This window comes from Pseudomonas sp. B19125 (assembly GCF_044218855.1).
GTDB lineage: Bacteria > Pseudomonadota > Gammaproteobacteria > Pseudomonadales > Pseudomonadaceae > Aquipseudomonas > Aquipseudomonas edaphica.
In genome coordinates this window covers 5,902,942-5,928,870 of the sequence record NZ_CP162589.1, presented here as the reverse complement: position 1 = coordinate 5,928,870, position 25,929 = coordinate 5,902,942, and the positions used below count along the sequence as shown (strand labels likewise).

At 60.9% G+C, this 25,929-nt stretch carries 21 protein-coding genes, 1 other RNA gene, 1 pseudogene and 1 riboswitch; of the genes and pseudogenes, 10 read left to right on the top strand and 13 right to left on the bottom strand.

The window, feature by feature from the left end; all coding sequences use genetic code 11:
- Positions 1 to 82: 82 nt before the first annotated feature.
- Entirely contained in the window at positions 83 to 787 is a 705-nt protein-coding gene (locus AB4P96_RS27070; protein WP_395601003.1) for a methyl-accepting chemotaxis protein, read from the bottom strand.
- A gap of 201 nt (positions 788 to 988) precedes the next feature.
- Positions 989 to 1,045: pseudogene (locus tag AB4P96_RS27065) on the bottom strand (hypothetical protein); the annotation flags it as partial.
- Positions 1,046 to 2,447: 1,402 nt separating this feature from the next.
- On the opposite strand from AB4P96_RS27065, the gene AB4P96_RS27060 reads away from it, so the two are divergent.
- Positions 2,448 to 3,266, top strand: a complete 819-nt coding sequence (locus AB4P96_RS27060; protein ID WP_017138210.1) for a M48 family metallopeptidase — start codon at positions 2,448 to 2,450, stop codon at positions 3,264 to 3,266.
- Between the two features lie 117 nt (positions 3,267 to 3,383).
- Here the strand turns inward: AB4P96_RS27060 and AB4P96_RS27055 are convergent, their stop codons facing one another.
- From AB4P96_RS27055 to AB4P96_RS27045, 3 genes are all read right to left on the bottom strand, one after another.
- A complete protein-coding gene (locus AB4P96_RS27055) occupies positions 3,384 to 3,968 on the bottom strand; it encodes a TMEM165/GDT1 family protein (RefSeq protein WP_395601002.1) in 585 nt (194 codons plus the stop codon).
- 89 nt (positions 3,969 to 4,057) lie between these two features.
- Positions 4,058 to 4,177, bottom strand: a riboswitch (yybP-ykoY riboswitch).
- A 51-nt stretch (positions 4,178 to 4,228) separates the two neighbouring features.
- Positions 4,229 to 5,227: a class I SAM-dependent methyltransferase gene (locus AB4P96_RS27050; protein ID WP_017138209.1), complete on the bottom strand. Its 999-nt coding sequence runs from the start codon at positions 5,225 to 5,227 to the stop codon at positions 4,229 to 4,231.
- Positions 5,228 to 5,257: 30 nt separating this feature from the next.
- Positions 5,258 to 6,220 carry a 2-hydroxyacid dehydrogenase gene (locus tag AB4P96_RS27045; RefSeq protein ID WP_395600309.1) on the bottom strand — a complete coding sequence of 321 codons (963 nt, stop codon included), beginning with the start codon at positions 6,218 to 6,220 and terminating at the stop codon, positions 5,258 to 5,260.
- 87 nt (positions 6,221 to 6,307) lie between these two features.
- Between AB4P96_RS27045 and AB4P96_RS27040 the strand changes: the two genes are divergently transcribed.
- The 5 genes from AB4P96_RS27040 to AB4P96_RS27020 all read left to right on the top strand — a co-directional run bounded on the left by AB4P96_RS27040 (position 6,308) and on the right by AB4P96_RS27020 (position 15,399).
- Positions 6,308 to 6,940 carry a LysE family translocator gene (locus AB4P96_RS27040; RefSeq protein ID WP_056859000.1) on the top strand — a complete coding sequence of 211 codons (633 nt, stop codon included), beginning with the start codon at positions 6,308 to 6,310 and terminating at the stop codon, positions 6,938 to 6,940.
- 258 nt (positions 6,941 to 7,198) lie between these two features.
- Positions 7,199 to 8,881 (top strand): fatty acid--CoA ligase, encoded by a 1,683-nt coding sequence (locus tag AB4P96_RS27035; RefSeq protein ID WP_017138206.1) that lies wholly within the window; start codon positions 7,199 to 7,201, stop codon positions 8,879 to 8,881.
- A 333-nt stretch (positions 8,882 to 9,214) separates the two neighbouring features.
- On the top strand, positions 9,215 to 11,074 hold the full coding sequence (locus AB4P96_RS27030; RefSeq protein WP_017138205.1) for a DUF1302 domain-containing protein: 1,860 nt from the start codon (positions 9,215 to 9,217) through the stop codon (positions 11,072 to 11,074).
- A 43-nt stretch (positions 11,075 to 11,117) separates the two neighbouring features.
- Complete coding sequence (locus AB4P96_RS27025) at positions 11,118 to 12,482, top strand: DUF1329 domain-containing protein (protein WP_017138204.1); 1,365 nt, start codon at positions 11,118 to 11,120, stop codon at positions 12,480 to 12,482.
- 187 nt (positions 12,483 to 12,669) lie between these two features.
- Positions 12,670 to 15,399: a LuxR C-terminal-related transcriptional regulator gene (locus AB4P96_RS27020; protein ID WP_017138203.1), complete on the top strand. Its 2,730-nt coding sequence runs from the start codon at positions 12,670 to 12,672 to the stop codon at positions 15,397 to 15,399.
- A gap of 153 nt (positions 15,400 to 15,552) precedes the next feature.
- On the opposite strand, the gene AB4P96_RS27015 is transcribed toward AB4P96_RS27020, so the two are convergent.
- The 4 genes from AB4P96_RS27015 to AB4P96_RS27000 are packed head-to-tail and all read right to left on the bottom strand — an operon-like array spanning position 15,553 to position 18,989.
- Entirely contained in the window at positions 15,553 to 16,113 is a 561-nt protein-coding gene (locus AB4P96_RS27015) for a membrane integrity-associated transporter subunit PqiC (protein WP_395600308.1), read from the bottom strand.
- A gap of 14 nt (positions 16,114 to 16,127) precedes the next feature.
- Positions 16,128 to 17,777, bottom strand: a complete 1,650-nt coding sequence (locus AB4P96_RS27010; RefSeq protein ID WP_395600307.1) for an intermembrane transport protein PqiB — start codon at positions 17,775 to 17,777, stop codon at positions 16,128 to 16,130.
- Positions 17,758 to 18,402, bottom strand: a complete 645-nt coding sequence (locus AB4P96_RS27005) for a paraquat-inducible protein A (protein WP_017138200.1) — start codon at positions 18,400 to 18,402, stop codon at positions 17,758 to 17,760. The genes AB4P96_RS27010 and AB4P96_RS27005 overlap by 20 nt, the downstream gene beginning before the upstream one ends.
- Positions 18,399 to 18,989: a paraquat-inducible protein A gene (locus tag AB4P96_RS27000; protein WP_017138199.1), complete on the bottom strand. Its 591-nt coding sequence runs from the start codon at positions 18,987 to 18,989 to the stop codon at positions 18,399 to 18,401. Before AB4P96_RS27000 ends, AB4P96_RS27005 begins: the two co-directional genes overlap by 4 nt.
- A gap of 136 nt (positions 18,990 to 19,125) precedes the next feature.
- Between AB4P96_RS27000 and AB4P96_RS26995 the strand changes: the two genes are divergently transcribed.
- Complete coding sequence (locus tag AB4P96_RS26995) at positions 19,126 to 19,770, top strand: MBL fold metallo-hydrolase (protein WP_017138198.1); 645 nt, start codon at positions 19,126 to 19,128, stop codon at positions 19,768 to 19,770.
- 243 nt (positions 19,771 to 20,013) lie between these two features.
- Positions 20,014 to 20,793 (top strand): OmpA family protein, encoded by a 780-nt coding sequence (locus AB4P96_RS26990; RefSeq protein WP_017138197.1) that lies wholly within the window; start codon positions 20,014 to 20,016, stop codon positions 20,791 to 20,793.
- Between the two features lie 69 nt (positions 20,794 to 20,862).
- Here the strand turns inward: AB4P96_RS26990 and AB4P96_RS26985 are convergent, their stop codons facing one another.
- From AB4P96_RS26985 to AB4P96_RS26970, 4 genes are all read right to left on the bottom strand, one after another.
- Positions 20,863 to 21,444 (bottom strand): BON domain-containing protein, encoded by a 582-nt coding sequence (locus AB4P96_RS26985; RefSeq protein ID WP_017138196.1) that lies wholly within the window; start codon positions 21,442 to 21,444, stop codon positions 20,863 to 20,865.
- Positions 21,441 to 22,034, bottom strand: a complete 594-nt coding sequence (locus tag AB4P96_RS26980; RefSeq protein WP_007904374.1) for a phosphoheptose isomerase — start codon at positions 22,032 to 22,034, stop codon at positions 21,441 to 21,443. Before AB4P96_RS26980 ends, AB4P96_RS26985 begins: the two co-directional genes overlap by 4 nt.
- Positions 22,035 to 22,126: 92 nt before the next feature.
- Positions 22,127 to 22,498, bottom strand: coding sequence for a YraN family protein (locus tag AB4P96_RS26975; protein WP_017138195.1), 372 nt, complete (start codon positions 22,496 to 22,498; stop codon positions 22,127 to 22,129).
- Positions 22,498 to 24,309 (bottom strand): penicillin-binding protein activator, encoded by a 1,812-nt coding sequence (locus tag AB4P96_RS26970; RefSeq protein WP_017138194.1) that lies wholly within the window; start codon positions 24,307 to 24,309, stop codon positions 22,498 to 22,500. The genes AB4P96_RS26975 and AB4P96_RS26970 overlap by 1 nt, the downstream gene beginning before the upstream one ends.
- 165 nt (positions 24,310 to 24,474) lie before the next feature.
- Between AB4P96_RS26970 and rsmI the strand changes: the two genes are divergently transcribed.
- Complete coding sequence (gene rsmI / locus AB4P96_RS26965) at positions 24,475 to 25,380, top strand: 16S rRNA (cytidine(1402)-2'-O)-methyltransferase (RefSeq protein WP_017138193.1); 906 nt, start codon at positions 24,475 to 24,477, stop codon at positions 25,378 to 25,380.
- Between the two features lie 96 nt (positions 25,381 to 25,476).
- Positions 25,477 to 25,830: RNase P RNA component class A (rnpB, locus tag AB4P96_RS26960), an RNA gene on the top strand.
- The last annotated feature ends 99 nt before the right edge of the window (positions 25,831 to 25,929 follow it).

Sequence of the window (25,929 nt, the reverse complement as noted above, 5' to 3'; positions counted from 1 at the left end):
CAGCTCCCACATGTTGAGTGTATTCACAAATCCAAATGTGGGAGCTGGCTTGTCGGGTCGCCGCATCGCTGCGATAGCGGCCTCAGACCTTGAACTGATTGATCAACCGCCGCTGCTGCTCCGCCAACTTGGTCAAATCCGCACTCGCTGCGCTGGACTCATCCGCACCACCCGCCACCTCATTGGCCACCTGGCCAATATTGATCACATTGCGATTGATGTCCTCGGCCACGGCGCTCTGCTCTTCGGCCGCGCTGGCGATTTGCGTGTTCATGTCGTTGATCACCGACACCGCCTGGGTAATGGTCTCCAGCGCTTCGGCCGCCTTCGCCGCGTGCTGCACGCTTTCGTCGGTACGGTTCTGGCTGTCTTCCATCACCCGCACCACATCCCGCGTGCCTTGTTGCAGCTGTTGGATCATGGTCTGGATTTCTTCAGTGGCTTTTTGGGTTTTCTGCGCCAGGTTGCGCACCTCATCGGCCACCACCGCAAAACCACGCCCTTGCTCACCGGCGCGGGCCGCTTCGATGGCGGCGTTGAGCGCCAGCAGGTTGGTCTGCTCGGCAATCCCGCGAATCGCCGTGAGGATCGCGTTGATATTTTCGCTGTCCTTGGCCAGGGTTTGCACCACACCGACCGCCTTGCCGATTTCTTCAGCCAGCGCGCCGATGGAAGTGGACGTGTCGCGCACAATACGCATGCCTTGGCTTGCGGCCTGGTCGGCATGGCTGGCGGCTTGCGCGGCCTGGGTGGCGTTGCGTGCCACGTCTTGCGCAGTGGCGGTCATTTCGTGCACAGCGGTGGCCACCTGGTCGATCTCGACCATCTGTTTATGCACGCCCTGGTTGGTGCGAATCGCGATGTCGGCGGTGTGTTCTGACGAGTCGCTGACCTTCTGCACCGAACTCACGACCTGAGTGATCATGCCCTGCAACTTGATCAGGAAGGTATTAAAGCCGTTGGCAATCGCGCCCAGCTCATCGGCGCGATCACTGGTGAGGCGGCGGGTAAGGTCACCTTCGCCCTGGGCGATATCGTTGAGCATGGCCACCATTTGCTTGAGCGGGCGGGCGATGCCATGGCCCACCAGCCAGATCACCAGCAAACCGATACCGGCGATCAACAGGCCGACCATGGCCATGCCGAAGGTGTCGGTCTTGCGCTGGGCTTGCAGGTCGCCTTGCAGCTTCTGCGAGTCGGCCATTACCGCACTCAGCGGCAGTTGCAGCATCAAGGTCCAGCGCGCTTCGGCCTGGCCGATGTTGAAGGGCAGGAACAGCTCGATATGCCCGTGCTCCTTGTCGATGTCGTAGCGCACTTCGCCGACTTTCAACTGGCCGAGGTTGGCCAGCTCGTTGCTGTCGAGCAGGTCGCTGGCTTTTTCGCCAAGCTTGCTGGCGTCCTTGGTATAGGCCACCAGGCGACCGTTGCTGGAGATCAGCGCCAGTTCGCCGGCGCCGTTGTACAGGTTCTGGTCGGCGCGGGTGAGCATGTCCTGGATGAAGTTCACCGACAGGTCGGCGCCGACGATGCCCTGGAACGTGCCGTCGACCATGATCGGTTCGATAAACGAGGCGAGCATCACCATCGCATTCCCGACTTTATAAGGCGCCGGGTCGATGGCGCAGGGCTTCTTGCTCTCTTTGGAGCACAGGTAGTACTCACTGGCGCGCACGCCGGTTGACAGGATCTTCTGATCGTTGACGTCAGCGAGCTTATCCAGGCCCAGGCTGCCATCGGCGTTGCGGTACCACCACGGCAGGAAACGGCCGTCGGTGCCCATGCCGACAATCGCGGTGTTCACGTAGGCAGCGTCGTTATGGTCGATGGCATTGGGCTCCCAGCCGATGTAGGCGCCGAGGATTTTCGGGTTGCGCACCACGGTTTCATGCAGCAGGTTGATCAATTGCTCGCGGCCGACCTGCAGCGCGGGTTCGCCCTTGGCGTCTTTCATCGCCAGCAGGGCATTGGCGGTGGCCAGGCCTTTGGCGGTCACCAGTGGTGCCTCCAGTTCGCGCTGGACCAGCGTGGCCTGGGTTTGCGCCAAAGCGGTGAGGCGCTGCTCGATGATCTGCTCAAATTGCGCCTGGGTGCGCTCCTGCACCAGCTCCTGGGTGCGGGCACCGGCAAACACTGCATAGAGCACCAGCACTGCGACCACACTCAGCACGATGGCCCCGGTCAATGCGGCGACAGAAAACTGAATCGACTTGAATTTCATGGAGGCTCCAGGCGCAGGGCAGGTGGGCTGCCTTTTTGTATCGGCCATGGGCACTGGAGGCTTAAGGCTTGGCGGGCGAAATAGTGCGAGATGTCGCAAACGGGCAGTTCGCCGCCGCTGTGGGTGTGTGGGATGTATCTGAAAGTTAGTGGTTACACGTCGTGTGTATCTGGCGCAGATACACATGACCGCCTAGGATACGCGCCAGGATTTCAGGGAGAGCGTCATGAAAAAGTCATTGGTGGTAAGTGTACTCAGTGCAGCGATGCTGCTGGCCGGTTGCCAGGTGGTCAACACCACCAGTGGCGGTGCCGTTGGCGTTGAGCGCAAGCAATATATGTACAGCCTGTTGTCGAGTCAGGAAGTCGACCAGATGTATGCCCAGTCCTATCAAAAGACCTTGGGCGAGGCGAGCAGCAAAGGTGTCGTCGACAAGACGAGTGCCAACGCCAAGCGCGTGCAGGCGATTGCCAAGCGTTTGATCGTGCAAGTACCGGCGTTCCGCCCGGACGCGGCGCAGTGGCAATGGGAAGTGAACCTGATCAAAAGCGACGAGATCAACGCTAACTGCGGGCCAGGCGGCAAGATATTCGTATACAGCGCGCTGATCGACGACCTCAAATTGACCGATGACGAGTTGGCGGCGGTGATGGGGCATGAAATCGCCCACGCCTTGCGCGAGCACAGTCGTGAGGCCATGTCCAAAGCGTACGGTATCGAAATGGCCAAGCAGGGCGCCTCAGCCTTGTTGGGGTTGGGCCAAGACAGTATGGCGATTGGTGATGCTGCCGTTAAATACGGCCTGACGTTGCCCAACAGTCGCGGCAACGAGAATGAAGCCGACCTGATCGGCCTGGAGCTTTCGGCCCGCGCCGGCTACAACCCGAATGCCGCGATCACCTTGTGGAACAAGATGGCCAAGGCTTCCCAGGGCGGGACGCCCGAGTTCATGAGCACTCACCCGGCCTCCGACAGCCGAATCGCCTCGTTGCAGGCGGCGATTCCGAAGGTGATGCCGCTGTACCAGCAGGCCAAAAAGTCCTGAGTTAACGCGGTCCAGTGTGGGAGCCGGGCTTGCCCGCGATGCAGGCGACTCGGTTTGTAAGGTGTACCGAGGTGATGCCATCGCAGGCAAGCCAGCTCCCACAGGTTTACATCGAGTTTAGATCCAGCCGCTGCTTTGCATGGCCTTGTACACCGCCACCACCGCCAGGACGAAAAACGCCGTAGCCGCCAGTCGACGAATCAAAGTCAGCGGCAGTTTTTCCGCCGCAAAATTCCCCGCCAATACCACCGGCACGTTGGCAATCAGCATGCCCAGCGTGGTGCCGATAATCACCAGCCACAACTCTGGGTACTGCGCCGCCAGCATCACCGTGGCGATCTGGGTCTTGTCACCGATTTCTGCGAGGAAGAACGCAATCAGCGTGGTCAGGAACGGCCCGAACTTGCGCGTGGTACTGGCTTCGTCATCGTCGAGTTTGTCCGGCACCAAAGTCCACAGCGCGGTGGCACAGAAGCTCGCTGCGAGGATCCAGTGCAACACCGCATCCGAGAAGAAGCTGCTGAACCAGGCCCCCACGGCACCGGCGGCCGCATGGTTGGCCAGGGTCGCGGCGACAATGCCGGCGATGATCGGCCAGGGTTTGCGAAAGCGTGCGGCAAGGATGAGCGCGAGCAGTTGCGTCTTGTCGCCGATTTCGGCCAAGGCAACGATTGCGGTAGGAACGAGTAATGAATCCAGCATCAGGTAGGTTTCCAGGGGCGGGCCGACACGGCTATGACACGTACAGCCTTCCCGCCCCGGGTAAGGTGTGCGTGTCATAGGTCTTGTCAAACCCCGGTCCGTCTGTGCGGACTCCTGGGTCGCATACGCCATGGTCTGTTGACCAAGTATGTTGACGTATGCCGGACGAGCATGGCGCTCGTGGGAGACTACTCCCCTAGGACGGAGCGGATTCTGCCTAGGCAAAACCCATTCGGCAAGCGTTCTTTTTCAAATCGCCCTCAGCCGCGTTTGGCACGGTAAATGCGAAAACCATTGCCCTCGGCCTTGATCGCACACACGCCCAAGTGCTCTTCGATCAGCGGTTGATACTTGAGGAAACTGTTGGCGACCAAGCGAAGTTCGCCACCTTTTGCCAGGTGTTTCGCCGCTTTTCGCAGCAGGTTTTCCGTAGCGAAATAATCCGTATGTACACCGACATGGAACGGCGGGTTGCTTAAAATCGCGTTCAAACCCATCGGCGCGGCGTCGATACCGTCACCGGTCAACACCTCGGCTTCCAGACCGTTGGCCGCCAGAGTCAGACGGCTGCTGGCGGCGGCGAAGGCGTCCACATCGAGCATCGTCACGCTGTTATGCGGGTAACGGCGCTTGACCGCAGCCCCGAGCACGCCGGCGCCGCAACCAAAGTCGAGCAGATGCCCGCTCGGCAACTTATCCAGATGCTCCAGCAGCAGCTCGGTGCCGCGATCCAGGCGACCATGGCTGAACACGCCGGGCAGGCTCACCACCTTCAGCGGCCCTTCGGCCAGCGGCACCTCGAAGACTTGCGCCAGGCTTTCCAGCTCGACCGCTTGCGGGGCGTTGGCCACGGTGACTTGCCACAGCTGGCAATGCCGCGCGTTGTCGAGCTTGCGCGGCTTGCCGTACGGAATCATCTGCTTGGCGGCACTTTCGATGCCGCCCTTTTTCTCCCCGACCAAAAACAGCTCGGCGCCGGGCAAGCGTGCGGCCACGGCGTTGAGCAGGTAGTCGGTGAGGTCTTTGGATTTTGGAAGGAAAATCACTGCCGCATCAAACCCGCGTTCGGGCACGTTCACGCCGAACTGGCTGCGCTCGGGAAAGCGCGCATCCAGTGCGGCCTGGTCGCCGGCATGCCAGCTCCAGCCGTGGGCATTGGGCAGTCGGCCGAGCAAGTCGTCAGCGGGCAAACCTACCAGCAGCAGGTTGCCTTGAAAAAGTTCGGCCTGACGAAGCAGTACTTCACTGCGCGGATCCATAGTCTGCTCCTTGAAAAGGGGCGCAGTTTATCAACTGACGACGCGCAGCGGGGCACCGCTGAAAAAGCCTCGGGCGTTTTCGGCCAGTTGGCCGACGATACGCTGGCGCGCTTCGCGACTGCCCCAGGCGTTGTGCGGGGTGACGATCAAGCGGGGAATGTCGCCGGCCAGCAACGGGTTGCCATTCACGGGTGGTTCCACGCTCAGCACGTCGGTGGCCGCGCCGCCCAAATGGCCGCTGCGCAAGGCATCTGCCAGCGCCTGCTCGTTGATCAAACCACCACGCGCGGTGTTGACGATAAACGCGCCCGGCTTGAGCAGTGCCAGTTCACGGGTGCCGATAAAGTCGCGAGTATGTTCATTGAGCGGGCAGTGCAAGGTCAGCGCGTCGACCTGTGCGAGCAGCTCATCCAGCGGCACGCGGTCGGCGCGGGCAGGGCGCCCGGGAATGGCGCCGAGCACCACGCGCATGCCAAAAGCTTCGGCCAGGCGTGCCACCGCGCCGCCCAGTTCACCATGGCCGAGCAGGCCGAGGGTTTTGCCTTCCAGCTCGACAATCGGGTAGTCCAGCAGGCAGAACTGCTTGGCCTGTTGCCATTTGCCTGCCGCTACATCCTGTTGATAGTCCTTCAGACGCGTCGCCAGGTTGAGCAGCAGCATGATCGTGTGTTGCGCCACCGATGGCGTGCCGTAGCCGTGGCAATTACTCACGGTGATGCCGTGCGCGCGGGCGGCGTCGAGGTCGATGTTGTTGGTGCCGGTGGCCGACACCAGGATCAGCTTGAGCTCAGGGCAGGCCGCCAGGGTTTGCGCGTTGAGGGGGATCTTGTTACTGATCACCACCTGGGCGCCTTGCACGCGTTCAAGCACATTCTGTGGCGTGGTGTCGGTGAACAGCTGCAAATCACTGAAGCTGTTGCGCAGCTCGCTGAGGTCGAGGTCGCCCAGGTCCAGGGACGGGTGATCAAGGAAGACGGCGCGGCGATTGTTCATTCTCAACTGTACCTTTTGCGACGAGGTTCGAAGGCGTAATCTGCCGAGCCTATCAGATGAAATAATCAGTTACTTAATGGAGTGAGCATGTACGTCGCCGAGTTTTTGACCGTAGCCCTGATTCACTTGTTGGCAGTGGCCAGCCCCGGCCCGGATTTCGCCGTGGTGGTGCGTGAAAGTGTTACCCATGGCCGTCGCGCCGGCACCTGGACCGCATTGGGCGTGGGTTCGGCGATTTTCCTGCACGTGGGGTACTCGCTGCTCGGCATCGGCTTGATCGTGTCGCAGTCCATTGTGCTGTTCAACGCGCTGAAGTGGGCCGCCGCTGCGTACCTGCTGTACATCGGCTTCAAGGCTTTGCGCGCGCAGCCGGCCAAGCCGCCCGCCGAGGGCGAGTTGCACCGTGAAGTCGGCGAGCGCACCCCACGCGGGGCGTTTACCGCAGGGTTTGTCACCAATGGTTTGAACCCGAAGGCCACGCTGTTCTTCCTGTCGCTGTTCACGGTGGTGATCAACCCGCACACGCCACTGGCGATCCAGGCCGGTTATGGCGTGTACCTGGCAGTGGCGACGGCGTTGTGGTTCTGCCTGGTGGCCATGCTGTTCAGCCAGCAGCGCGTGCGCGCCGGGTTTGCGCGGATGGGGCATTGGTTTGATCGGACCATGGGCGCGGTGCTGATTGCCATTGGTGTGAAGTTGGCGTTTACCAGCATGAAATAAAGCCACACGGGTAACACACGGCCACTGTGGGAGCCGGGCTTGCCCGCGATGCAGGCGCCTCGGTGTATCAGTTGCACCGAGGCGACGCTATCGCAGGCAAGCCAGCTCCCACAGGGAATCGCTATAAGGCTCCAGTAGTGGCGCAAAGCTAGCATTCATTGGCCGCTGCAAATCATTCCTTTGGCTGATTTGGCTGAAACATTAGCGCTCTACAGTGCAGGTCTTAGCCAAGACCGTGCAGTCAGATAAGGGATTCGTATGTTGCAGACCCGTGTTATCCCGCCCGCCGAAGGCGCTTACCAATACCCGTTGTTGATCAAACGCCTGTTGATGTCCGGGGCGCGTTACGAGAAGACCCGGGAAATCATCTACCGCGACAAGCTGCGTTACACCTACCCAACCCTGATCGAGCGGGTCGCGCGCCTGGCCAATGTGCTGACCCAAGCCGGGGTCAAGGCCGGTGACACCGTGGCAGTGATGGACTGGGACAGCCACCGTTACCTGGAGTGCATGTTCGCCATCCCGATGATCGGCGCGGTGATCCACACCATCAACGTGCGCCTGTCGCCGGAACAGATTCTCTACACCATGAATCACGCCGAGGACCGCTTTGTGCTGGTCAACAGCGAGTTCGTGGGGCTCTACCAGGCGATTGCCGGGCACCTGACCACCGTCGACAAGACCTTGCTGCTCACCGACGCTGACGCCAAGACTGCCGAGTTGCCGAACCTGGTCGGCGAATACGAAACCCTGCTGGCGGCCGCCAGCCCCAAGTACGACTTCCAGGACTTCGACGAAAATTCCGTCGCCACCACCTTCTACACCACTGGCACCACCGGCAACCCCAAGGGTGTGTACTTCACCCATCGCCAGTTGGTGCTGCACACCATGGGCGTGGCGACCATCATGGGCAGTGTCGACAGCGTGCGCCTGCTGGGCACCAACGACGTGTACATGCCGATCACACCGATGTTCCACGTTCACGCCTGGGGCTTGCCGTATGTGGCAACCATGCTCGGTTTGAAGCAGGTCTACCCCGGCCGTTACGACCCGGAATACCTGGTGGAGCTGTGGCGCAAAGAAAAGGTCACCTTCTCCCACTGTGTGCCGACCATCCTGCAAATGGTGCTCAACGCCAAGGCCGCCCAAAACGTGGATTTTGGCGGCTGGAAAATCGTCATCGGCGGCAGCGCGCTCAACCGCACGTTGTATGAAGCGTCCAAGGCGCGGGGCATTCAGCTGACGGCCGCGTATGGCATGTCCGAAACCGGGCCGCTGGTGTCCTGCGCCCATCTCAACGAAGAGTTGATGGCCGGCACCGAAGACGAGCGCACCACCTACCGCATCAAGGCCGGCGTGCCCGGGCCGTTGGTGGAAGCGGCAATTATCGACGGCGACGGCAACTTTTTGCCCGCCGACGGCGAGTCCCAGGGTGAACTGGTGCTGCGTGCGCCGTGGCTCAGTGAAGGTTATTTCAATGAGCCGCAAAAGGGCGCCGAACTGTGGGAAGGCGGCTGGATGCACACCGGTGACGTGGCCACCCTGGACGCGTTTGGCGTGATCGATATTCGCGACCGCATCAAGGACGTGATCAAGACCGGCGGCGAGTGGATTTCGTCATTGGCCCTCGAAGATCTGGTCAGCCGTCACCCGGCGGTACGCGAAGTAGCGGTGGTGGGCATCGCCGACCCGCAATGGGGCGAGCGCCCGTTTGCGTTGCTGGTGGTGCGTGATGGCCATGTGATAGGTGCTCGAGAGCTTAAGGAGCACCTCAAGCCGTTCGTGGAGTTGGGGCACTTGAGCAAGTGGGCGATTCCAAGCCAGATCGCCGTTGTTACTGAAATTCCCAAGACCAGTGTCGGCAAACTCGACAAAAAACGTATCCGCGTTGACATCATCGAGTGGCAGGCTAACAACAGTACGTTCCTGTCCACGCTCTGACCCCCTTCGCCGCGCCCGTTCGGGCGCGGCAATGCTCTAACTCGCGGCTTCACTTGTGATTTCAGAATTTTCAGCCATCCTTCCCGCGCCGGCCTTCGTCGGCGTGGCGAAAGGGTTGTGGCAGACAGGTTGGTGATGCAAATCACACTTTAGAGGGATCAAGCGCTACCCCCTGCTGGCTATAGTCCCATTCAGAGTTTTTCACGGATGTTGCGCTGCGGGCCATGGGGGCCCGGTTGCCGTTCGGCATTGGGATCGTTGTATTCCGGCCGTTACATGCATCCAGAAGAAAGAACTCACTGCCATAACAATAATGCACATGGAGTAGCGTCGATGACCTCAGTAAACCAGTTCTGGCGCCGGGCAAGACTGCCCCTGGCCGTCAGTCTCGCTTCTACGCTCGCCGGGCCCGCATTCGGCGTCAGTTTCAACATCGGTGAAATCGAAGGCAGCTTCGACTCATCCCTGTCGGTGGGGGCGAGCTGGTCGACTGCCGGTCGCAATAAAGACCTGATCGGTGCCAACAACGGTGGCAGGGGGTTGTCGCAGACCTCCGATGACGGCCACTTGAACTTCGACAAGGGCGATTCCTTCTCGAAGATCTTCAAGGGTATCCATGACCTTGAGTTGAAATATGGCGACACCGGCATCTTTGTGCGTGGCAAGTACTGGTATGACTTCGCGCTGCAAAACGAAGACCTGGACTTCAAGAACGTCAGCAACAACAACCGCAAAGAGGGCGCCAAGTCTTCCGGTGGGCAGATCCTCGATGCCTTCATCTACCACAACTACACCATCGCCGATCAGCCGGGTAACGTGCGGTTTGGCAAGCAGGTGGTGAGCTGGGGTGAAAGCACCTTCATTGGTGGCGGTATCAACTCCATTAACCCGATCGACGTGTCTGCGTTCCGTCGTCCGGGCGCCGAGATCAAGGAAGGCTTGATTCCGGTCAACATGTTCTACGTCTCGCAGACGCTGACCGATAACCTCTCGGCCGAAGCGTTTTATCAGCTGGAGTGGGACCAGACCGTCACCGATAACTGCGGCACATTCTTCTCCCAGCCGGACGTCATCTCGGATGGTTGCAGCAATAACCTGCGGGTGCTGAACAAGCGCTCCACCATCCCTGGCGCGGCCTTGCCCACCCTTAACGCCCTGGGCGTGGACGTGAACAACGAAGGGGTGCTGGTACGTCGCGGCGGTGACCGTGATGCACGCGACAGCGGCCAGTTCGGCGTGGCCATGCACTACAACTTCGAGCCGCTGGACACGGAGTTCGGTGCGTACTTCATGAACTACCACAGCCGTGCGCCGATCTTCAGCGCCACCGGTGCGCCAAACTCGGCCTACACCCGTCCGCTGGGGCCGCTGGCGGCTTTGCGTCCGTTGATCGTGGCAGGCAGCTCCCAGTACTTCGTCGAGTACCCGGAAGATATCCGCCTCTACGGCTTGAGCTTCTCCACCACGCTGCCTACCGGCACCGCCTGGAGTGGTGAATTGAGCTACCGGCCAAACGCGCCGGTGCAACTGAGCACCACCGATATCCTGTACGCGGGCGTCACGCCGATTCCGGGCTTTGGCAATGCATCGGTGCTCAAGGGCACACCGGGCCAGGACCTGCACGGCTATAACCGTAAGGAAGTGACCCAGTTCCAGACCACCTTCACGCACTTCTTCGACCAGGTCATGGGCGCTTCTCGCCTGACAACCGTGGGCGAAATCGGCGTGACCCATGTGGGCGGCCTGGAGAGCAAAAACCAGGCACGTTATGGCCGTGATCCGGTCTTCGGCCCTGGCACGCTGCCGGGCGGCTTCTGCAATGCGCTTAACAATTCGACAGCCAACGGCGCAGGCCTGCCCAATGCGTCCGGCCTGAACACCAATTGCAACAACGACGGCTACACCACCGCCACGTCCTGGGGTTATCGCGCCCGGGCCATTTGGGAATACCCGGATGTGTTTGCCGGTGTGAACCTCAAGCCCAACGTCGCCTGGTCCCATGACGTCAAAGGTTATTCGCCTGGCCCTGGCGGCAACTTTGAAGAAGGTCGCAAGGCCGTCAGCCTGGGTGTGGATGCCGAGTACCAGAACACCTACACCGTCAGCCTCAACTACACCAACTTCTTTGGTGGCAAGTTCACCACCGTGGATGACCGTGACTTCATCGCGCTGAGCGCCGGCGTGAACTTCTAAGCACAACCTCTTTAAGCAGTCTGTTTTCAGGAAGAACCAGAACATGAAAATAACTAAAAGTCTGTTGCACGTGGGTGTGCTTGGGCTGTCGATCCTGGCGAGCAACGTCATGGCGGCAGTCTCGGCGGATGAAGCCGCCAAGTTGGGCACGACCCTGACGCCGATGGGCGCTGAAATGGCCGGTAACGCGGCCGGCACCATTCCTAAATGGTCGCCGCTGCCTACCAACGCCGGCGCCGTGGATGCCCGTGGCTTCCTGGCCAACCCGTATGCCAGCGAACAGCCGCAGTTCACCATCACCGCGCAGAACGTCGAGCAGTACAAAGACAAGCTGGCGCCGGGGCAGTACGCGATGTTCAAGCGCTATCCGGACACTTTCAAGATGCCGGTCTACCCGACCCATCGCGGCGCTACCGTGCCGGCCGATGTGTTTGCCTCGATCAAGAAGAACGCCACCAGCACCAACCTGGTGTCCGGCGGCAACGGCCTGGAAAACTTCGAAACTGCGATTCCGTTCCCGATTCCCAAGAGCGGCGTGGAAGTCATCTGGAACCACATCACCCGCTATCGCGGTGGCAGCGTGACCCGCCTGGTAACCCAGGCCACGCCGCAAACCAATGGCTCGTTCAGCCTGGTGTACTTCCGCGATCAGTTCGTGTTCCGCGACAAGATGAAGGACTACGACCCGAAAAACCCGGGCAACGTGCTGTTCTACTTCAAGCAGCAAGTGACTGCACCGGCGCGTCTGGCCGGTGGTGTACTGCTGGTGCACGAAACCCTGGACCAGGTTAAAGAGCCGCGTTCGGCGTGGGTCTACAACGCCGGCCAGCGCCGTGTGCGCCGGGCGCCGCAAGTGTCCTATGACGGGCCAGGTACCGCCGCCGATGGCCTGCGTACCTCCGACAACCTCGACATGTACAACGGTGCCCCGGATCGCTACGACTGGAAGCTCGAAGGCAAGAAAGAAATCTACATTGCCTCCAACAGCTACAAGATCGACGATCCGAAGCTCAAGTACGCCGACATCATCAAGGCCGGCCATATCAACCAGGACCTGGCTCGCTACGAGCTGCGCCGCGTCTGGCACGTGGTTGCGACCCTGAAGGAAGGCCAGCGCCACATCTATGCCAAGCGTGATTTCTTCATCGACGAAGACACCTGGCAAGCGGCGGTCATCGACCACTATGACGGTCGTGGCCAACTGTGGCGCGTCGCCGAAGCCCATGCCGAGAACTACTACGACAAGCAAGTGCCGTGGTACGCCATCGAAACCCTCTACGACCTGCAGTCCGGCCGCTACCTGGCCCTGGGCATGAAGAACGAAGAGAAGCAGGCCTATGACTTCGGTTTCACCGCTTCCACCGCAGACTTCTCCCCGGCGGCCTTGCGCCAGGATGGGGTTCGCTAAGCTGCTTTAACTGAGGCCGCACCCTCAGTGTGAAGCCCCGACTGGTTCGGGGCTTTTTTATGTGGGGATATTTTTTGTCGCAGTTCTTTTTCAGGCAAATGCCGCAAAGATCTACAAACCCGCCGCTTTTACCGCTAGTCTGCGGACATCTGCAATGCCGACAACAGCCTTCTACAAGAGCCCGGCGATGACTGATCTGTCCCGAATCCAAGGGCCTGCGAGCGCGGTGATTCCGACCCTGGAAGCGCGTTTCTACAGGCCACCGCTGCCTGACGGCTATGTGCTGCGCCCTCGCCTGTGCGAACGCCTGAGTGCTGGCCTTGCGGGACGACTGTTGCTGGTGAGCGCCCCGGCCGGGTTCGGCAAGAGTTCGTTGGCGGTGGAGTTTTGTCAGAGTCTGCCGGCGCATTGGCAAAGCCTGTGGCTGGGCCTGAGCCCACGGGATAACGACCCCGGCCGCTTCCTTGAGCGCTTGCTCGACGGCTTGCAGCAATACTTCCCACAACTCGGCGCCCAATCCCTGGGCCTGCTGAAAATGCGTCAGCGTCACCAACCCTTTGCCTTTGAAGAATGGCTCGACGGCTTGCTCGACGAGCTGACGTTGCACCTGTCCACACATGCGCCCTTGCTGCTGGTGCTGGATGACTACCATCTGGCCCAAGGCCCGGTGCTGGATCGCTGCCTGCAATTTTTCCTCAATCATTTACCCGATGGGCTGCTGGTTTTGGTCACCAGCCGCCAGCGCCCGGACTGGCACTTGGCGCGGCTGCGACTCTCGCGCCACCTGCTGGAGCTGCACGAACAAGACCTGCGCCTGACCCACGACGAATCGCTGGCCGTACTCGATAGGCACAGCAGCTCGTTGCGCGGCGAAGCCCTCGACAACCTGATTCGTCGCAGCGAGGGCTGGGTGGCTGGCCTGCGCTTCTGGCTGCTGGCCCTCTCCGAAGCTGGCAATGAAGCCGCGTTGCCGCAACATTTGCACGGTGGCGAAGGGCTGATCCGCGACTACTTGCTCGAAGAAGTCATTGATTGCCTGCCAGCAGAAGTTCAAGCCTTCCTCTACGACACTGCGCCTCAGGATCGTTTTTGCAGTGAGCTGTGCGACGCCGTGCGCGAAGCCCACGACAGCGCGCACATCCTCGGTTATTTGCAGGCCCATCAAGTGTTTCTGGTGCCGCTCGATGAGCAGGGCCACTGGTATCGCTACCACCATCTGTTTTCCGACCTGCTGCGTACCCGCCGTGCCAGCAGTGCCACCGTGCCGATTGCCAGCCTGCACCTGCGTGCCTGCCGCTGGTTCAACACCCAGGGCTTGATCGATGAAGCGGTGGAACAGGCGTTGCGCGCCGGCCACCTGGATGTGGCGGCGAACCTGGTGCAGAACCTGTCGGAGGAGCAACTGCTGGCCGAACAGAACGTCGGCATGCTGCTGCGCTGGAAGATGGACTTGCCCGACAGCCTGCTGATCAGCACGCCGCGTTTGATCGTGCTCTACAGCTGGGCATTGGGGCTGGCCTGCCAACTGGATGCGGCCGAAGAACTGTCCGGCTACCTCAGCCGCTTCCTGCCGGCACCGTCGGCCACTGCGCAAAAGTCGATGCTGGCACAGTGGCTGGCGCTGAGCGGGATTATCGCTCGAGGCCGAGGCGATCGTGAGTCGACCCTGCGCTACTGCAGCGAGGCGTTGGAAAGCTTGCCCCAAAAACGTTACGGCCAGCGCCTGATGTGCCTGTCGACCCTCTCAAACCTGGCAATCGTCGATGCCGACCTGTGGCGTGCCCGTGGCCTGAATCGCGAATCCCTGGAGCTGGCGCAGCGCGTCGGTAACCCGCTGTTCGAGGCGTTGGCCCATTACGATCGCGCGCGGGTGTTGCAGGCGCGGGGCGAAATCCTGCGTTCCCTGGACGAAGTGCGCCAGGGGCTGCAACGTCTGCATGGCTTGGCGCCGCAGCGGCTGTACGCGGTGCGCGCGCGGTTGTCGCTGTACGAGGGCTATCTGCTGCTGGTGCGCTATCAGCCCGAGGCCGGCCTTGTCCGTTTACGCGCGGGTCTGAACGAAGCCCGCGCCTGCCGGGATATCAGCGTGCTGATCGGGCATTGTGTAATTGCCAGCTTTGAAGGGCGCCGTGGGGACTTTCCCACAGCGTTTGCCGAGCTTGCCGAAGCTGAGCGCTTGATGCACATCTGGGATGTGCCGCCGATCTACTACCTGGCGATGATCACCCTGATCAAATGCGAGCTGTGGCTGGCTCAAGGCCGCACTGACTTGGCAGATGCCTGGTTGACCCGGCTGGGGCAAACCTACAACGGTGAACACGCAGCAGCAGCGCCGGAATTTCACCCGCACTTGCCACAACATATCGAGCTGCAACAGGCTGCGCTGGACGCCACCCGTCATCAGCCGGCCGCCGCGTTGCAGCGCCTCGAGGAGCTGGCTCAGCAAGCGCATAACAGTGGGCGGCAAATGATTGCCCTAATGGCCCTGACCCAGCAGGTGCAGTTGCTGCTGGAGTGTGGGCAGCAAGACCAGGCCCGGCAAGTATTGGCCCGCGCCCTTGAGGCGGGCGCCGGTGGGGCGTTGCAACCCTTTCAGCGGCTGCTGGAGAGTTATCCGGACTGGATGCGTGAGCAGCTTGGCCGGGAGGCTCATGGCTTGCTGAACCAGAGTTTGTTGGCGCTGTTACCGGTTGTAGCTGACGCCCAAGTACCGTCCGGCCAGGAAACCCTCAGCGTCCGCGAACTGGCGGTGCTGCAACTGATCGCCCAGGGGTGTTCGAACCAGGAAATCAGCAATCAGTTGTTTATCTCCCTGCACACGGTGAAAACCCACGCCAGCCATATCAACAGTAAGCTGGGTGTAGAGCGCCGGACTCAAGCGGTGGCCCGTGCCAAGTCGATGGGGCTGCTGGCCTGATAATGGGCCAGCTTTCCTGTAGAAGCTGGTGTGTGTGGGAGCTGGCTTATGTGGGAGCTGGCTTGCCTGCGATGCAGGCACCTCGGTCTATCAGTCAAACTTAGGTGATGCTATCGCAGGCAAGCCAGCTCCCACACTGGTCTGACTGTCTCGCTACGGCGCAGTCGGGCAGGCTTTCAGCGACGTGTCGGCGGTTTTGCTGACCAAGGCCGCGAAGCGCTTGAGGTTGTTCTGATGCGCCACCACCAAGTCATCAATGCTCGGGCCTGCGGGTGTCTGCAAGGTGGTGCGGCAAGTCAGCGGTGCGGCATCTCCCTCGCTTGTGGACCGCAGGCGCCAGCGCACATCGAGCAGCGCGTATTGGCCCGGCACCGAGTCGAATCGCTGCACTTCAACGCGCAACGACAGGGGCTGAGGGGCGTGACTGTTGGCCAATTGATCCACCAGCGCGCTTTTCAGCTCATCGGCCAGGGTTGCGGCCCACCATTGGGTTTCGAGGATCGCCACGCCACTGTCGCCCTGGCGAATCACGATTTGTGCGCGGTCGACCTGGGGCGGCACGCTGATGCTTTCAATGCGGATATCGCTGGCCTGTGCCTGAGTGCTGTTATTCCAGTGCACCGGGGTGAGAGTGTGGAACGCAATCGGCTCACTGCGACAGGCCGCGAGCAGCACCAGCGCGGCGACCAGGGTAAGTTTCAAGGGAAAGGTCATGGCGGCTCCAATGGTCATTTGCGCGGCGGCCCTTGCAGGTCTGTTGGCGCGGCGTTGTCAGGGCGACCGCGAATCAGCGATTCCGGATGCCGGCCCAGGTAGTCCGACAGTTCGCGCAAGGAGCGCGACATGCGCGCCAGTTCATCCAGGGTCTGGGTCAGTTGTTCACGCTGCGGCGAGTCTTCGGCCAGGGTTGAGTTGGCCGACTGCAAGGTCTTGCTCACGTCGCCCAGGGTGCTCTGCACGCCAGGCAGGGTCTTGGCGTTGAACTGGGCAAGGCTTTTGCGCAGCTCAACCAGGCTGCCGTCGAGGTTGCCGGCGATGCGCTCCATCGGCAGTTGGTTGACCTTGTTGACGATGCCTTCGAGTTTCTCCTGCAACTGTTCCAGATTGCCGGGGATGGTCGGAATGTTGACCGGGCGCAGGTTCGGGTCAAACGTGACTTTGTCGGCTTTCGGGAAAAAATCCAGGGCGATGTACAGCTGGCCGGTCAGCAGGTTGCCGCTGCGGGCCTGAGCGCGCAGGCCGTTTTCGATAAAGGTGCCGATCAGGCGCACGCCGCCTGCTTCATCGTTAGGGTCATGGTTGGTGGCCTTGAGCAGCTTGGTGTTGGCTTCGCCGAGCAATTGCGGGTAAATCACGATGCCGACGTTGATCGGGAAACTGCGTTTTTTGGCATCGAAGTCCAGGTTGATCGACACCACTTTGCCGAACTCGACACCAAGAAATTCCACCGGCGCGCCGACCTTGAGCCCACGCAATGCCTGATCAAAACGCAGCGCCATGTATTGCCCTTGACCGTTGGGCGGGGCGAGGGCGCTTTGCTGGTCGTCGAACAGTTCATAGGGGTGATCTTCGCTGGCCGGTTTGTCGTTGGGGCTGTAGGGCGGTGCCTGGAACGCGATGCCGCCGGCCAACATCGATGACAATGACTCGGTTTTCAGCGCGAAACCATTGGCGCCGACGCTCAGGTCAATGCCGCTGGCATTCCAGAATCGCGTGTTTTCGGTGACGTACACATCATTGGGCGCATGCACAAAGACCTCGATCTTCACGCCCTTGCCATCGTCATCCAGCTCGTAGGCCACCACCTGGCCCACCGGGATCTTGCGGTAGTACACCGGCGAGCCGATATCCAGGGAGCCCAGGCCCTGGGTATGCAACGTGAAGCGTTTGCCCGGCTCGCCATAGGTGATGGGTGGCGGGTTTTCCAGGCCCTTGAACTGTTTGGCGCGGGTATCGGATTGGCCGATATCGGCACCGATATAGTCACCGGACAGCAGGGTATCGATGCCCGACACGCCACCGGCACCGATGCGCGGGCGCACCACCCAGAACTTGGAGTCTTCACGGGTGAAGCTTTCCGCCTGCTTGGCCAACTTGATGGTGGCGTTGACGCTTTTCTGGTCATCGCTCAAGGCCACATCCGAGACTTGGCCGATCACCACGTTGCGGTATTTGACTTCGGTTTTATTGGCGACCAGGCCGTTGCCGGTCTTGAAGTTGAGGATGATGATAGGCCCCTGTTGCAGCACGCTGTGTACCACCAGCGAGATGCCCACCAGCACCGCCACGATCGGCACGATCCACACCAGCGAAACGCTGAAACGCCGCGTCTTGATCGCCGGTGAGCCGGCGGGGGTGTCAGTGTTGCGTGAACTCATCCGAGATCTCCTCGTTGTGTGGGTTTTCCCAGATCAGGCGTGGGTCGAAACTCATCGCCGCGAGCATGGTGAACACCACCACCAGACCAAAAAACAAAATGCCCAGGCGCGGCTCGATGGTGCCCAGCGCCTGGAACTTGACCAGCGCGGCCACCAGCGCGACCACAATCACATCGAGCATGGACCAGTAGCCGATCAGCTCGACAAACCGAAACAGCTTCGAGCGCTCCTTGCGCGCCCACAGGCTGTTGCGCTGCACGGTGACCAGCAGCAGGGTCAGCGAGAGAAACTTGATACCCGGCACCGCAATGCTGGCAATGAAAATGATCAGGGCAATGTCCCAGGCACCATGCTGCCAGAACTCCAGCACGCCGCTCATGATGGTGCTGTCGGCGCCGGAACCAAGCAGGGTGGTGTTCATCACCGGCAATAAATTCGCCGGGATATAAAACGCCAGTGCCGTGAGCATGTAGGCCCAGGTGCGGGTCAGCGAGTGGAGTTTGCGCCGATGCAGCGGCGCGCCGCAGCGCTCGCACTCGCTGGGTTCGTCGCGCATGTCGCACGGCTGGCCGCAGGTGTGGCACAGGCACAGGTTGAGTTCACGGGCGGTCGGTGGTGAGTTCATACGGCGTCCCACAAGTCGCGTACGTCACGCCCGGCGATGCGGATCAGCAGCAAGGCGAGGGCGGCGAGGGCGAACAGGCCGGTGCCGGGGATCACGTCGAGCATGCCGGCCAGCTTGAACACCGCAACCATGGCGCCCAGCAGGCAGACTTCGAGCATGCTCCACGGCCTCAGCGCTTCCAGCCAGCGCATGCACAGTTTGAACGCTGGCGAGCGCTTGCCGGCCAGGGCGAAACTCAGCACCCACATCAGCAAGAGCAACTGAAACACCGGCGCGATGATGATCGAGATCGCCGCGACCAGCGCAATAAAAGTGATCGGCCCCAGGCTCAGCGCGACCACCGAGTCCCACAGGGTCGCGCTGTTTTTCAAGCCTTTGAGGCTGATGCTCATCACCGGATAGAAATTGGCAAAGGTCCACAACACGGCTGCGGTAACGGTGAGCGCGAGGCGCTGTTGCACCGACAAACCGTTGTAGCGCTGCAACACGCCCGCGCAACGGGTGCACAGGGCTTTTTGATGTTTGGCGAGCGTGACCTTTTCGTACACGCAATCGCAGTGTTCGCAGATGATCCGAGGATTGGCCATACGTCTTGCTCCAAATGCGACGCTGCGGTGCGGGTTCCATGGCGCTGGAGTAGCTTAGCAGCTGATGCCCTTCGAATCCGCAGCAAGCTCCACCATACTGCGCCTGGAATGTGCCATAGAGCTTGCAGGAACGCCCATGAATATCGAAAAACCCGTGCTGATCCGCGAAACCTTCCCCGTCGGCCCTTTGCAGTGCAACTGCACCATCATTGGCGATCCGATCAGCAAAAAAGCCATTGTGGTCGACCCGGGCGGCAATCACGAGCTGATCCTTGCGCGCCTTGATGCGCTGGGCCTCAAGGTGGTGAGCATTATCCACACCCACGCCCACTTGGATCACTTCCTGGCGTCCGGCCAGTTGAAAGAGAAGACCGGCGCCACGCTGCATTTGCACAAAGAAGACCAATTTCTTTGGGATAACCTGGAAATGCAATGCCAGATGTTTCGTGTGCCCTACACGCCGGTGCCGTCGCCGGACCGCTGGCTGGAGGACGACGAGGAGTTGGCGTGTGGTTGTGGGGTGGCGCTGCATACGCCGGGGCACACACCGGGTTCGATGAGCTTCTGGTTTGCCGATGCCAAGCTGCTGATCGCCGGCGATACCTTGTTCAAGCGCGGCGTGGGGCGTACCGACCTGTGGGGTGGCGACCAGGCGACTATCGTGCGCTCGATCAAGCAGCGGTTGTACACCCTGGATGAGGGCGCGACCGTGGTGACAGGGCATGGGCCGGACACCTGTTTGGGTGATGAGATGCGCGAGAACCCGTTTGTGCGGGCTTGAGGGGACGCCTGGAAATAATTCCTGGGCGGGGGCTGTTCTCTCTCAAGCACCGCAGTAGCAAAAAACGCAGGTCGCGTTCAGCCTGCGTCTGCTACGGTTTCCCTGGCGGTGATAGGGGCCAGTATTTTGTTCTGGCTCGGGACGTGGCCACGGAATTTTTACCGTTTGTCGCGTTCCAAACTCCGCACAGGTCGATTGCCAATGTCCTCTGCACCACAGAATGCAAAAGTAGGAGCTCCCTTCATGTTCACTCCGCGTCGTCTGCTTGTTGTCGCTACCGCCGTAGCCCTGTTGTCCGGCTGCGCTTCACCTAATCCTTATGGCGGCAGCCAGGGACAGGCCAGCAACGGTTCCGAAGGGGGTATCAGCAAAACCGCCAAATACGGCGGCCTGGGTGCTCTGGCCGGTGCGCTGGCGGGTGCTGCCATCGACCATAACAACCGTGGCAAGGGCGCACTGATCGGTGGTGCTATTGCAGGCCTGGGCGCCGCCGGTTATGGCTACTACGCCGACCAGCAGGAAAAGAAACTGCGCGAAAGCATGGCCAACACCGGTGTTGAAGTGCAGCGCCAGGGTGACCAGATCAAGTTGATCATGCCGGGTAACATTACCTTCGCGACCAACTCCGACGCCATCGCCAGCAGTTTTTACCAGCCGCTCAACAACCTGGCCAACTCCCTCAAGCAGTTCAACCAGAACACCATCCAGATTGTCGGCTACACCGACAGCACGGGCAGCCGCCAGTTGAACATGGACCTGTCCCAGCGTCGTGCCCAGAGCGTGGCCAACTACCTGACCTCTCAAGGCGTCAGCCCGACCAACCTGAGCGCCCGCGGTGCCGGCCCGGATAACCCGATTGCCAGCAACGCCGATGTGAATGGCCGTGCCCAGAACCGTCGTGTAGAAGTTAACCTCGGCCCGATCCCCGGCCAGCAATACGGCCAGCCTGGTCAACAGCAGCAACAACAGGCGCCGCAGCAGAACAACCAGTTCCAGGGCAACCCGTACCAGCAATACCAGTAAACCCTGGGCAATAAAAAGGGCGCCGTGCAGTCAATGCACGGCGCCCTTTTTTGTGGCTGGCGATTTACATCAGTCGATGTATTCGAACACTTTCACGATCTTCTGCACGCCGGACACGCCCTGTACCAGGTTGGCGGCACGGGTGGCTTCTGCCTGGGTCAGCAGGCCCATCATGTAGACGATGCCATTATCGGTGACGATCTTGATGCGCGAGCCGGGTACACCGCTGTCAGTGAGCATCTGCGCCTTGATCTTGGTGGTCAGCAGCGCATCGTTGCTGATGGCCAGCAGGGTGATCGGGTCCATGACCTGCAGCTCGTTGTGGACCTTCTTGACCCGCTGAACCGTCGAGGCGGCTTGTTCGGCCTGGGCCTTGAGGTCAGCTCGCGGCGTCTGCCCGGCCAGCAGCACCACGCCGTTGAAGCTGGTGACCACAATGCGCGAGGCGCCGTTGCCCAGGTCGGTAGCGGCCTTGGCGACGTTGACCTTGACCTTGGTTTCGATCAGCGAGTCGTCGATGGTGCTGCCAAAAGTGCGTGTGCCCCGGTCATCCTGAATGGGTGTGTCACGTGTCGCAGTGATTGCCGTGCTGCAGCCGCTGATGGCGAGGCACAGCGTAATGGCCAAAAGGCTGAGGCGGTTAACGGTCATTCTTCACTCCCGAACAGTTGGCTGTCGATCAGATCGCACAGGCAGTGGATCGCCAGCAGGTGGACTTCTTGAATGCGTGCAGTGACGTTGGCCGGGACACGGATCTCCACGTCCTCAGGCAATAACAGCGAGGCCATGCCGCCGCCGTCGCGCCCGGTCAAGGCTACGACAATCATTTCGCGGTCATGTGCGGCCTGGATCGCTTGAATAATGTTCGCCGAGTTGCCGCTGGTGGAAATAGCCAGCAACACATCGCCGGGTTGGCCCAGGGCGCGTATCTGCTTGGAGAAGATTTCGTTGTAGCTGTAGTCGTTGGCGATCGAAGTGATCGTCGACGAGTCGGTGGTCAGCGCGATGGCCGGCAGGCTCGGGCGCTCGCGCTCGAAGCGGTTGAGCAGCTCGGAGGAAAAGTGCTGGGCATCACCGGCCGAACCGCCGTTGCCGCACGAAAGCATTTTGCCCTCGTTGAGCAAGGCATTGACCATGACCTGACTGGCTTGCTCGATGTGCGGTGCAAGTACGTCCATCGCCTGTTGCTTGGTGTCGATGCTGGCCTGGAAAAGCTGGCGAATTCGGGATTGCATGTCCATCTGTGTGACCTTAAGTAGCGCGGCTGTTTGGCACAGAAATGTGCAGCCCGCAAAGCAAAGAGCAAAAGTGTGTGGTGAAGATATCCGGGCAATCAGCTGTCGAAGGCATTCTTGAGCCAGTTCAAATCAGCTGGGCCTGCCGGTGTGCTTTCCATGGCAACCACATCGAAACGGCAGGGGCTGTCAGCCCAGCGATGCTCTTTTTGCAGGAAAAACTGCGCGGCGAGTATCAGCTTCTGACGCTTGCGCCCATCGATACTGGCGAGCGCGCCACCCCATTGTGCGTGTTTTCTGTAGCGGACTTCGACGAATACTACTGTATCGCCGTCAAGCATGACCAGATCAAGCTCACCGCGTTTACATAACCAGTTCTGCGCCAGAAGGCGCAGACCCTGTTGTTGCAGATAGTTCAGAGCTTGCAGTTCGGCGTCCTTGCCGCTTTGAGCGCTGGACCGCTCGAGCATCAGCGCGGGGTGTCCGGCAGGCGTTGAATCTCGCCGCCGACGAACTTCGCCCATGGCATCTGGCGGTCAACACGCTGGTAGGCGCCGATACCCAGGTTGCCCGACAGGCCGTCAACGCGAGTGTCCGGCAATGCCTTGAGTTGGCCCAGGCGCGGTGCCAGGCGGTAGGCGTCCACGCCCATCGCATACAGGCGGCCAAGGCTGCCATTGGCCTGTGGCCATTGCGCGGCAACCTGGTTGCGCAGCGGGTCGGTGGTGTTGAGCAGCCACGGGGTTTCGCAGAACATCACGTTGGTCATGTCCAGGTACTGGTTTTTGTCGCCGCTGGCGCTGAACACGTGGGACGTCGCATACACAGGTACATCACCGGCGTACTGGAAGTTAAGTGTCGGTTTGATCTGCTGGGCCAGTTGCGGCGTCACAGCCAGGAAGATGAACTCGATGTCCTGGCGACGCGAAGGTTGCGCGGCGACGTCGGTGCCGACGGTGCTTTGCAGGCTCTTGGCGCGGCCTTCGCTTTTACGCAGCTGGAACAGGTCAGCAATCTGCTGGGCGAGGGCCACCGGCTGATCGACGTACTCAACGCCAACCACGGTGCCGCCGTTGGCTTCCCAGTCCTGACGGAAGGCTTTATAGACACGCTCACCCCATTCGCCACGCGGCACCATGGCGGCGGCGCGGTGCAGGCCGTCGGCACGGGCGCGACGCGAGACTTCGCGGGCTTCGTCTTCAGCGGCCAGGCCGAACTGGAACAGTTGCGGCGGGTTTTCGTTAAGTTCGCTGTAGTTCAGGCCCAGGGTGGTGATCGGCAATTGCCCGCGGGAGGCGAGCTGCTTGACCAGTGGTTTCTCCAGCGGGCCGACTACCAGTTGCACGCCGGCAGCCTGGGCCTTGGCGTAGAAGTCGTCGAGGGAGGTCAGGCGCGAGCTGTCATAGAACTCGATCACCGGCGGCTTCTGCCCGGCTTGTTCAGCCTGGAAGTGCGCCGCCATGAAGCCTTCGCGCAGCGCCTTGCCGACCGCCGCCAAAGGGCCTTCCTGCGGCAGCAGCAACGCGATTTTGGTCAACGGCTGGCTGGCCAGCTCCTTGAGCTTGGTCAGCGGGGTCGGCAGGTTGACTGCCGCCGGGTGGCCTGGGTTCTGCGCGCGCCAGGTATCAATGGCGGCTTGCTGTTGTTCCAGGGTGCCGGCGCCTTTGATTGCCTGGGCCAGGGTGATCCAGCCGTCGAGGGTCGGGTTGCCGCTGGCTTGCAGTTGCTCTGCAGGCAGCGCGGCGACCAGCGCCCAGATGGCTTCGTGGTTGCTCTTGGCGGCATCACCCGTCAGCAACGGGGCCATGGCCACCCGCTCACGCGCGGCAGCCATAGTCTGGCCATCGGCTTCATAGGCGCGAGCATGCACGGTGCCGGTACGGATCTGCTGGTCAGTCGGCAGCTCCTTCAGGCTTTGCAGGCTGGGGTGGTTCAGGGCGGCCAGAGCCGCTTTGGGTTGGTTGCGCGCCATGGCCAGTTCCGCGGCCAGGGTGCTGGCAAAGACTTGTGCGGCCGGCTTCAGGACATCCAGGGGCACCTGCGCAAGAATCTGCGACGAGCGGCCAGGGTTGTTCTGGTGGTAGGCCAGGTCTGCCGCACTCAGGCGCAGCATCGCGGCCTTTTCTGGCGTACTGGCCTTGGTGGCCTGTTCGAGCAGTTGCTCGATACTGGCATCCGGGGTCCGGGGGAGGTCGCCAAGGCTGGACGAGGGCGAGCTGGCGCACGCGGCCAGTAAGGCAGCGAGGCAGAGGGCGGAGAGCAGCCGCAGGCAAGCGATCATGTAAGTGTTCCTGATACCGATCAAATTAGCGTGGAATTGTACCCAAGCACTGGCCCAGGCGCGATGTTACTGGCGTGAAACCATCGATTTAGGTCGTGTAAATGTTGCGAGCCGGCATCGATGGCCGACCTCGAGGGCATATTATCGGGGCGCCTACGCGCTACAATGCGACTTTTCCTTACCATCGAGGTGTGCGTTTTGACTGCTCCAGGTCCTTTGAATTCCACTGCAGGCTCGCTTTTTGTCGTGGCGACGCCCATTGGCAACCTGGACGACATCAGTGCTCGGGCGCTGAAAGTGTTGCGTGACGTAAAATTGATCGCGGCGGAAGACACGCGGCACTCCCAGCGTTTGATGCAGCATTTTGGCATCAGCACGCCATTAGCCGCGTGCCATGAGCATAACGAGCGCGAAGAAGGCAGCCGTTTTATCACGCGCTTGCTGGCGGGTGACGATGTGGCATTGATCTCGGATGCCGGTACTCCGTTGATTTCCGACCCTGGCTATCACCTGGTTCGCCAGGCGCGTGCCGCTGGTATCAATGTAGTGCCAGTTCCGGGAGCGTGCGCGCTGATTGCGGCATTATCGGCCGCCGGGTTGCCGTCGGACCGTTTTATCTTCGAAGGTTTCCTGCCCGCCAAGGCGGTTGGGCGCCGTGCGCGACTGCAAGCGTTAAAGGAAGAGCCGCGTACGTTGATCTTTTACGAGGCGCCGCACCGCATTCTCGAGTGCTTGCAGGACATGGAGCTGGTGTTCGGCGGCGAACGCCTGGCGCTGTTGGCTCGGGAGCTGACCAAGACCTTCGAGACCCTCAAAGGCTTGCCGTTGGAAGAGCTGCGTGCGTTCGTTGAGGGCGACAGCAACCAGCAGCGCGGTGAGTGCGTGGTGCTGGTGGCCGGCTGGACCGCACCGGAAAATGAAGACGCGGTGGGCAGCGAGGCTATGCGCATCCTGGATCTGCTGCTTAAGGAAATGCCCCTGAAGCGTGCGGCAGCCCTGGCGGCTGAAATTACCGGCTTGCGTAAGAACGTGCTGTATCAAGTCGCGCTGGATAAGCAGAAAGCCGAATAGTTCCGGGGTTACGCCGGTATCCCGTCCGAACGTGATGGCATTGCTGCACTTTTAATACTTGTCCTCAAGCCGTCGTGCCGTTAACCTGCGCGGCGGAGAGTCGATTGGACAGTCGCTGCCCTCTATGAAAATTAGGGGGGGGAGGAAAGTCCGGGCTCCATAGGGCGAAGTGCCAGGTAATGCCTGGGAGGCGTGAGCCTACGGAAAGTGCCACAGAAAATAACCGCCTAAGCACTTCGGTGCCGGTAAGGGTGAAAAGGTGCGGTAAGAGCGCACCGCACGACTGGCAACAGTTCGTGGCTAGGTAAACCCCACTTGGAGCAAGACCAAATAGGGTCCCAAGGCGTGGCCCGCGCTGGGACCGGGTAGGTTGCTAAAGATGTCCAGTGATGGCCATCGTAGACGAATGACTGTTCAAGACAGAACCCGGCTTACAGATCGACTCTCCACCTTTTTTCCTTCTGCCCGAATCTCGGGCAGAAAACCGGTAGTAACGCAAGAATCCCTCCCTGCCAAATCATTGGCAGATGCATCTTCGTAATACCAAAA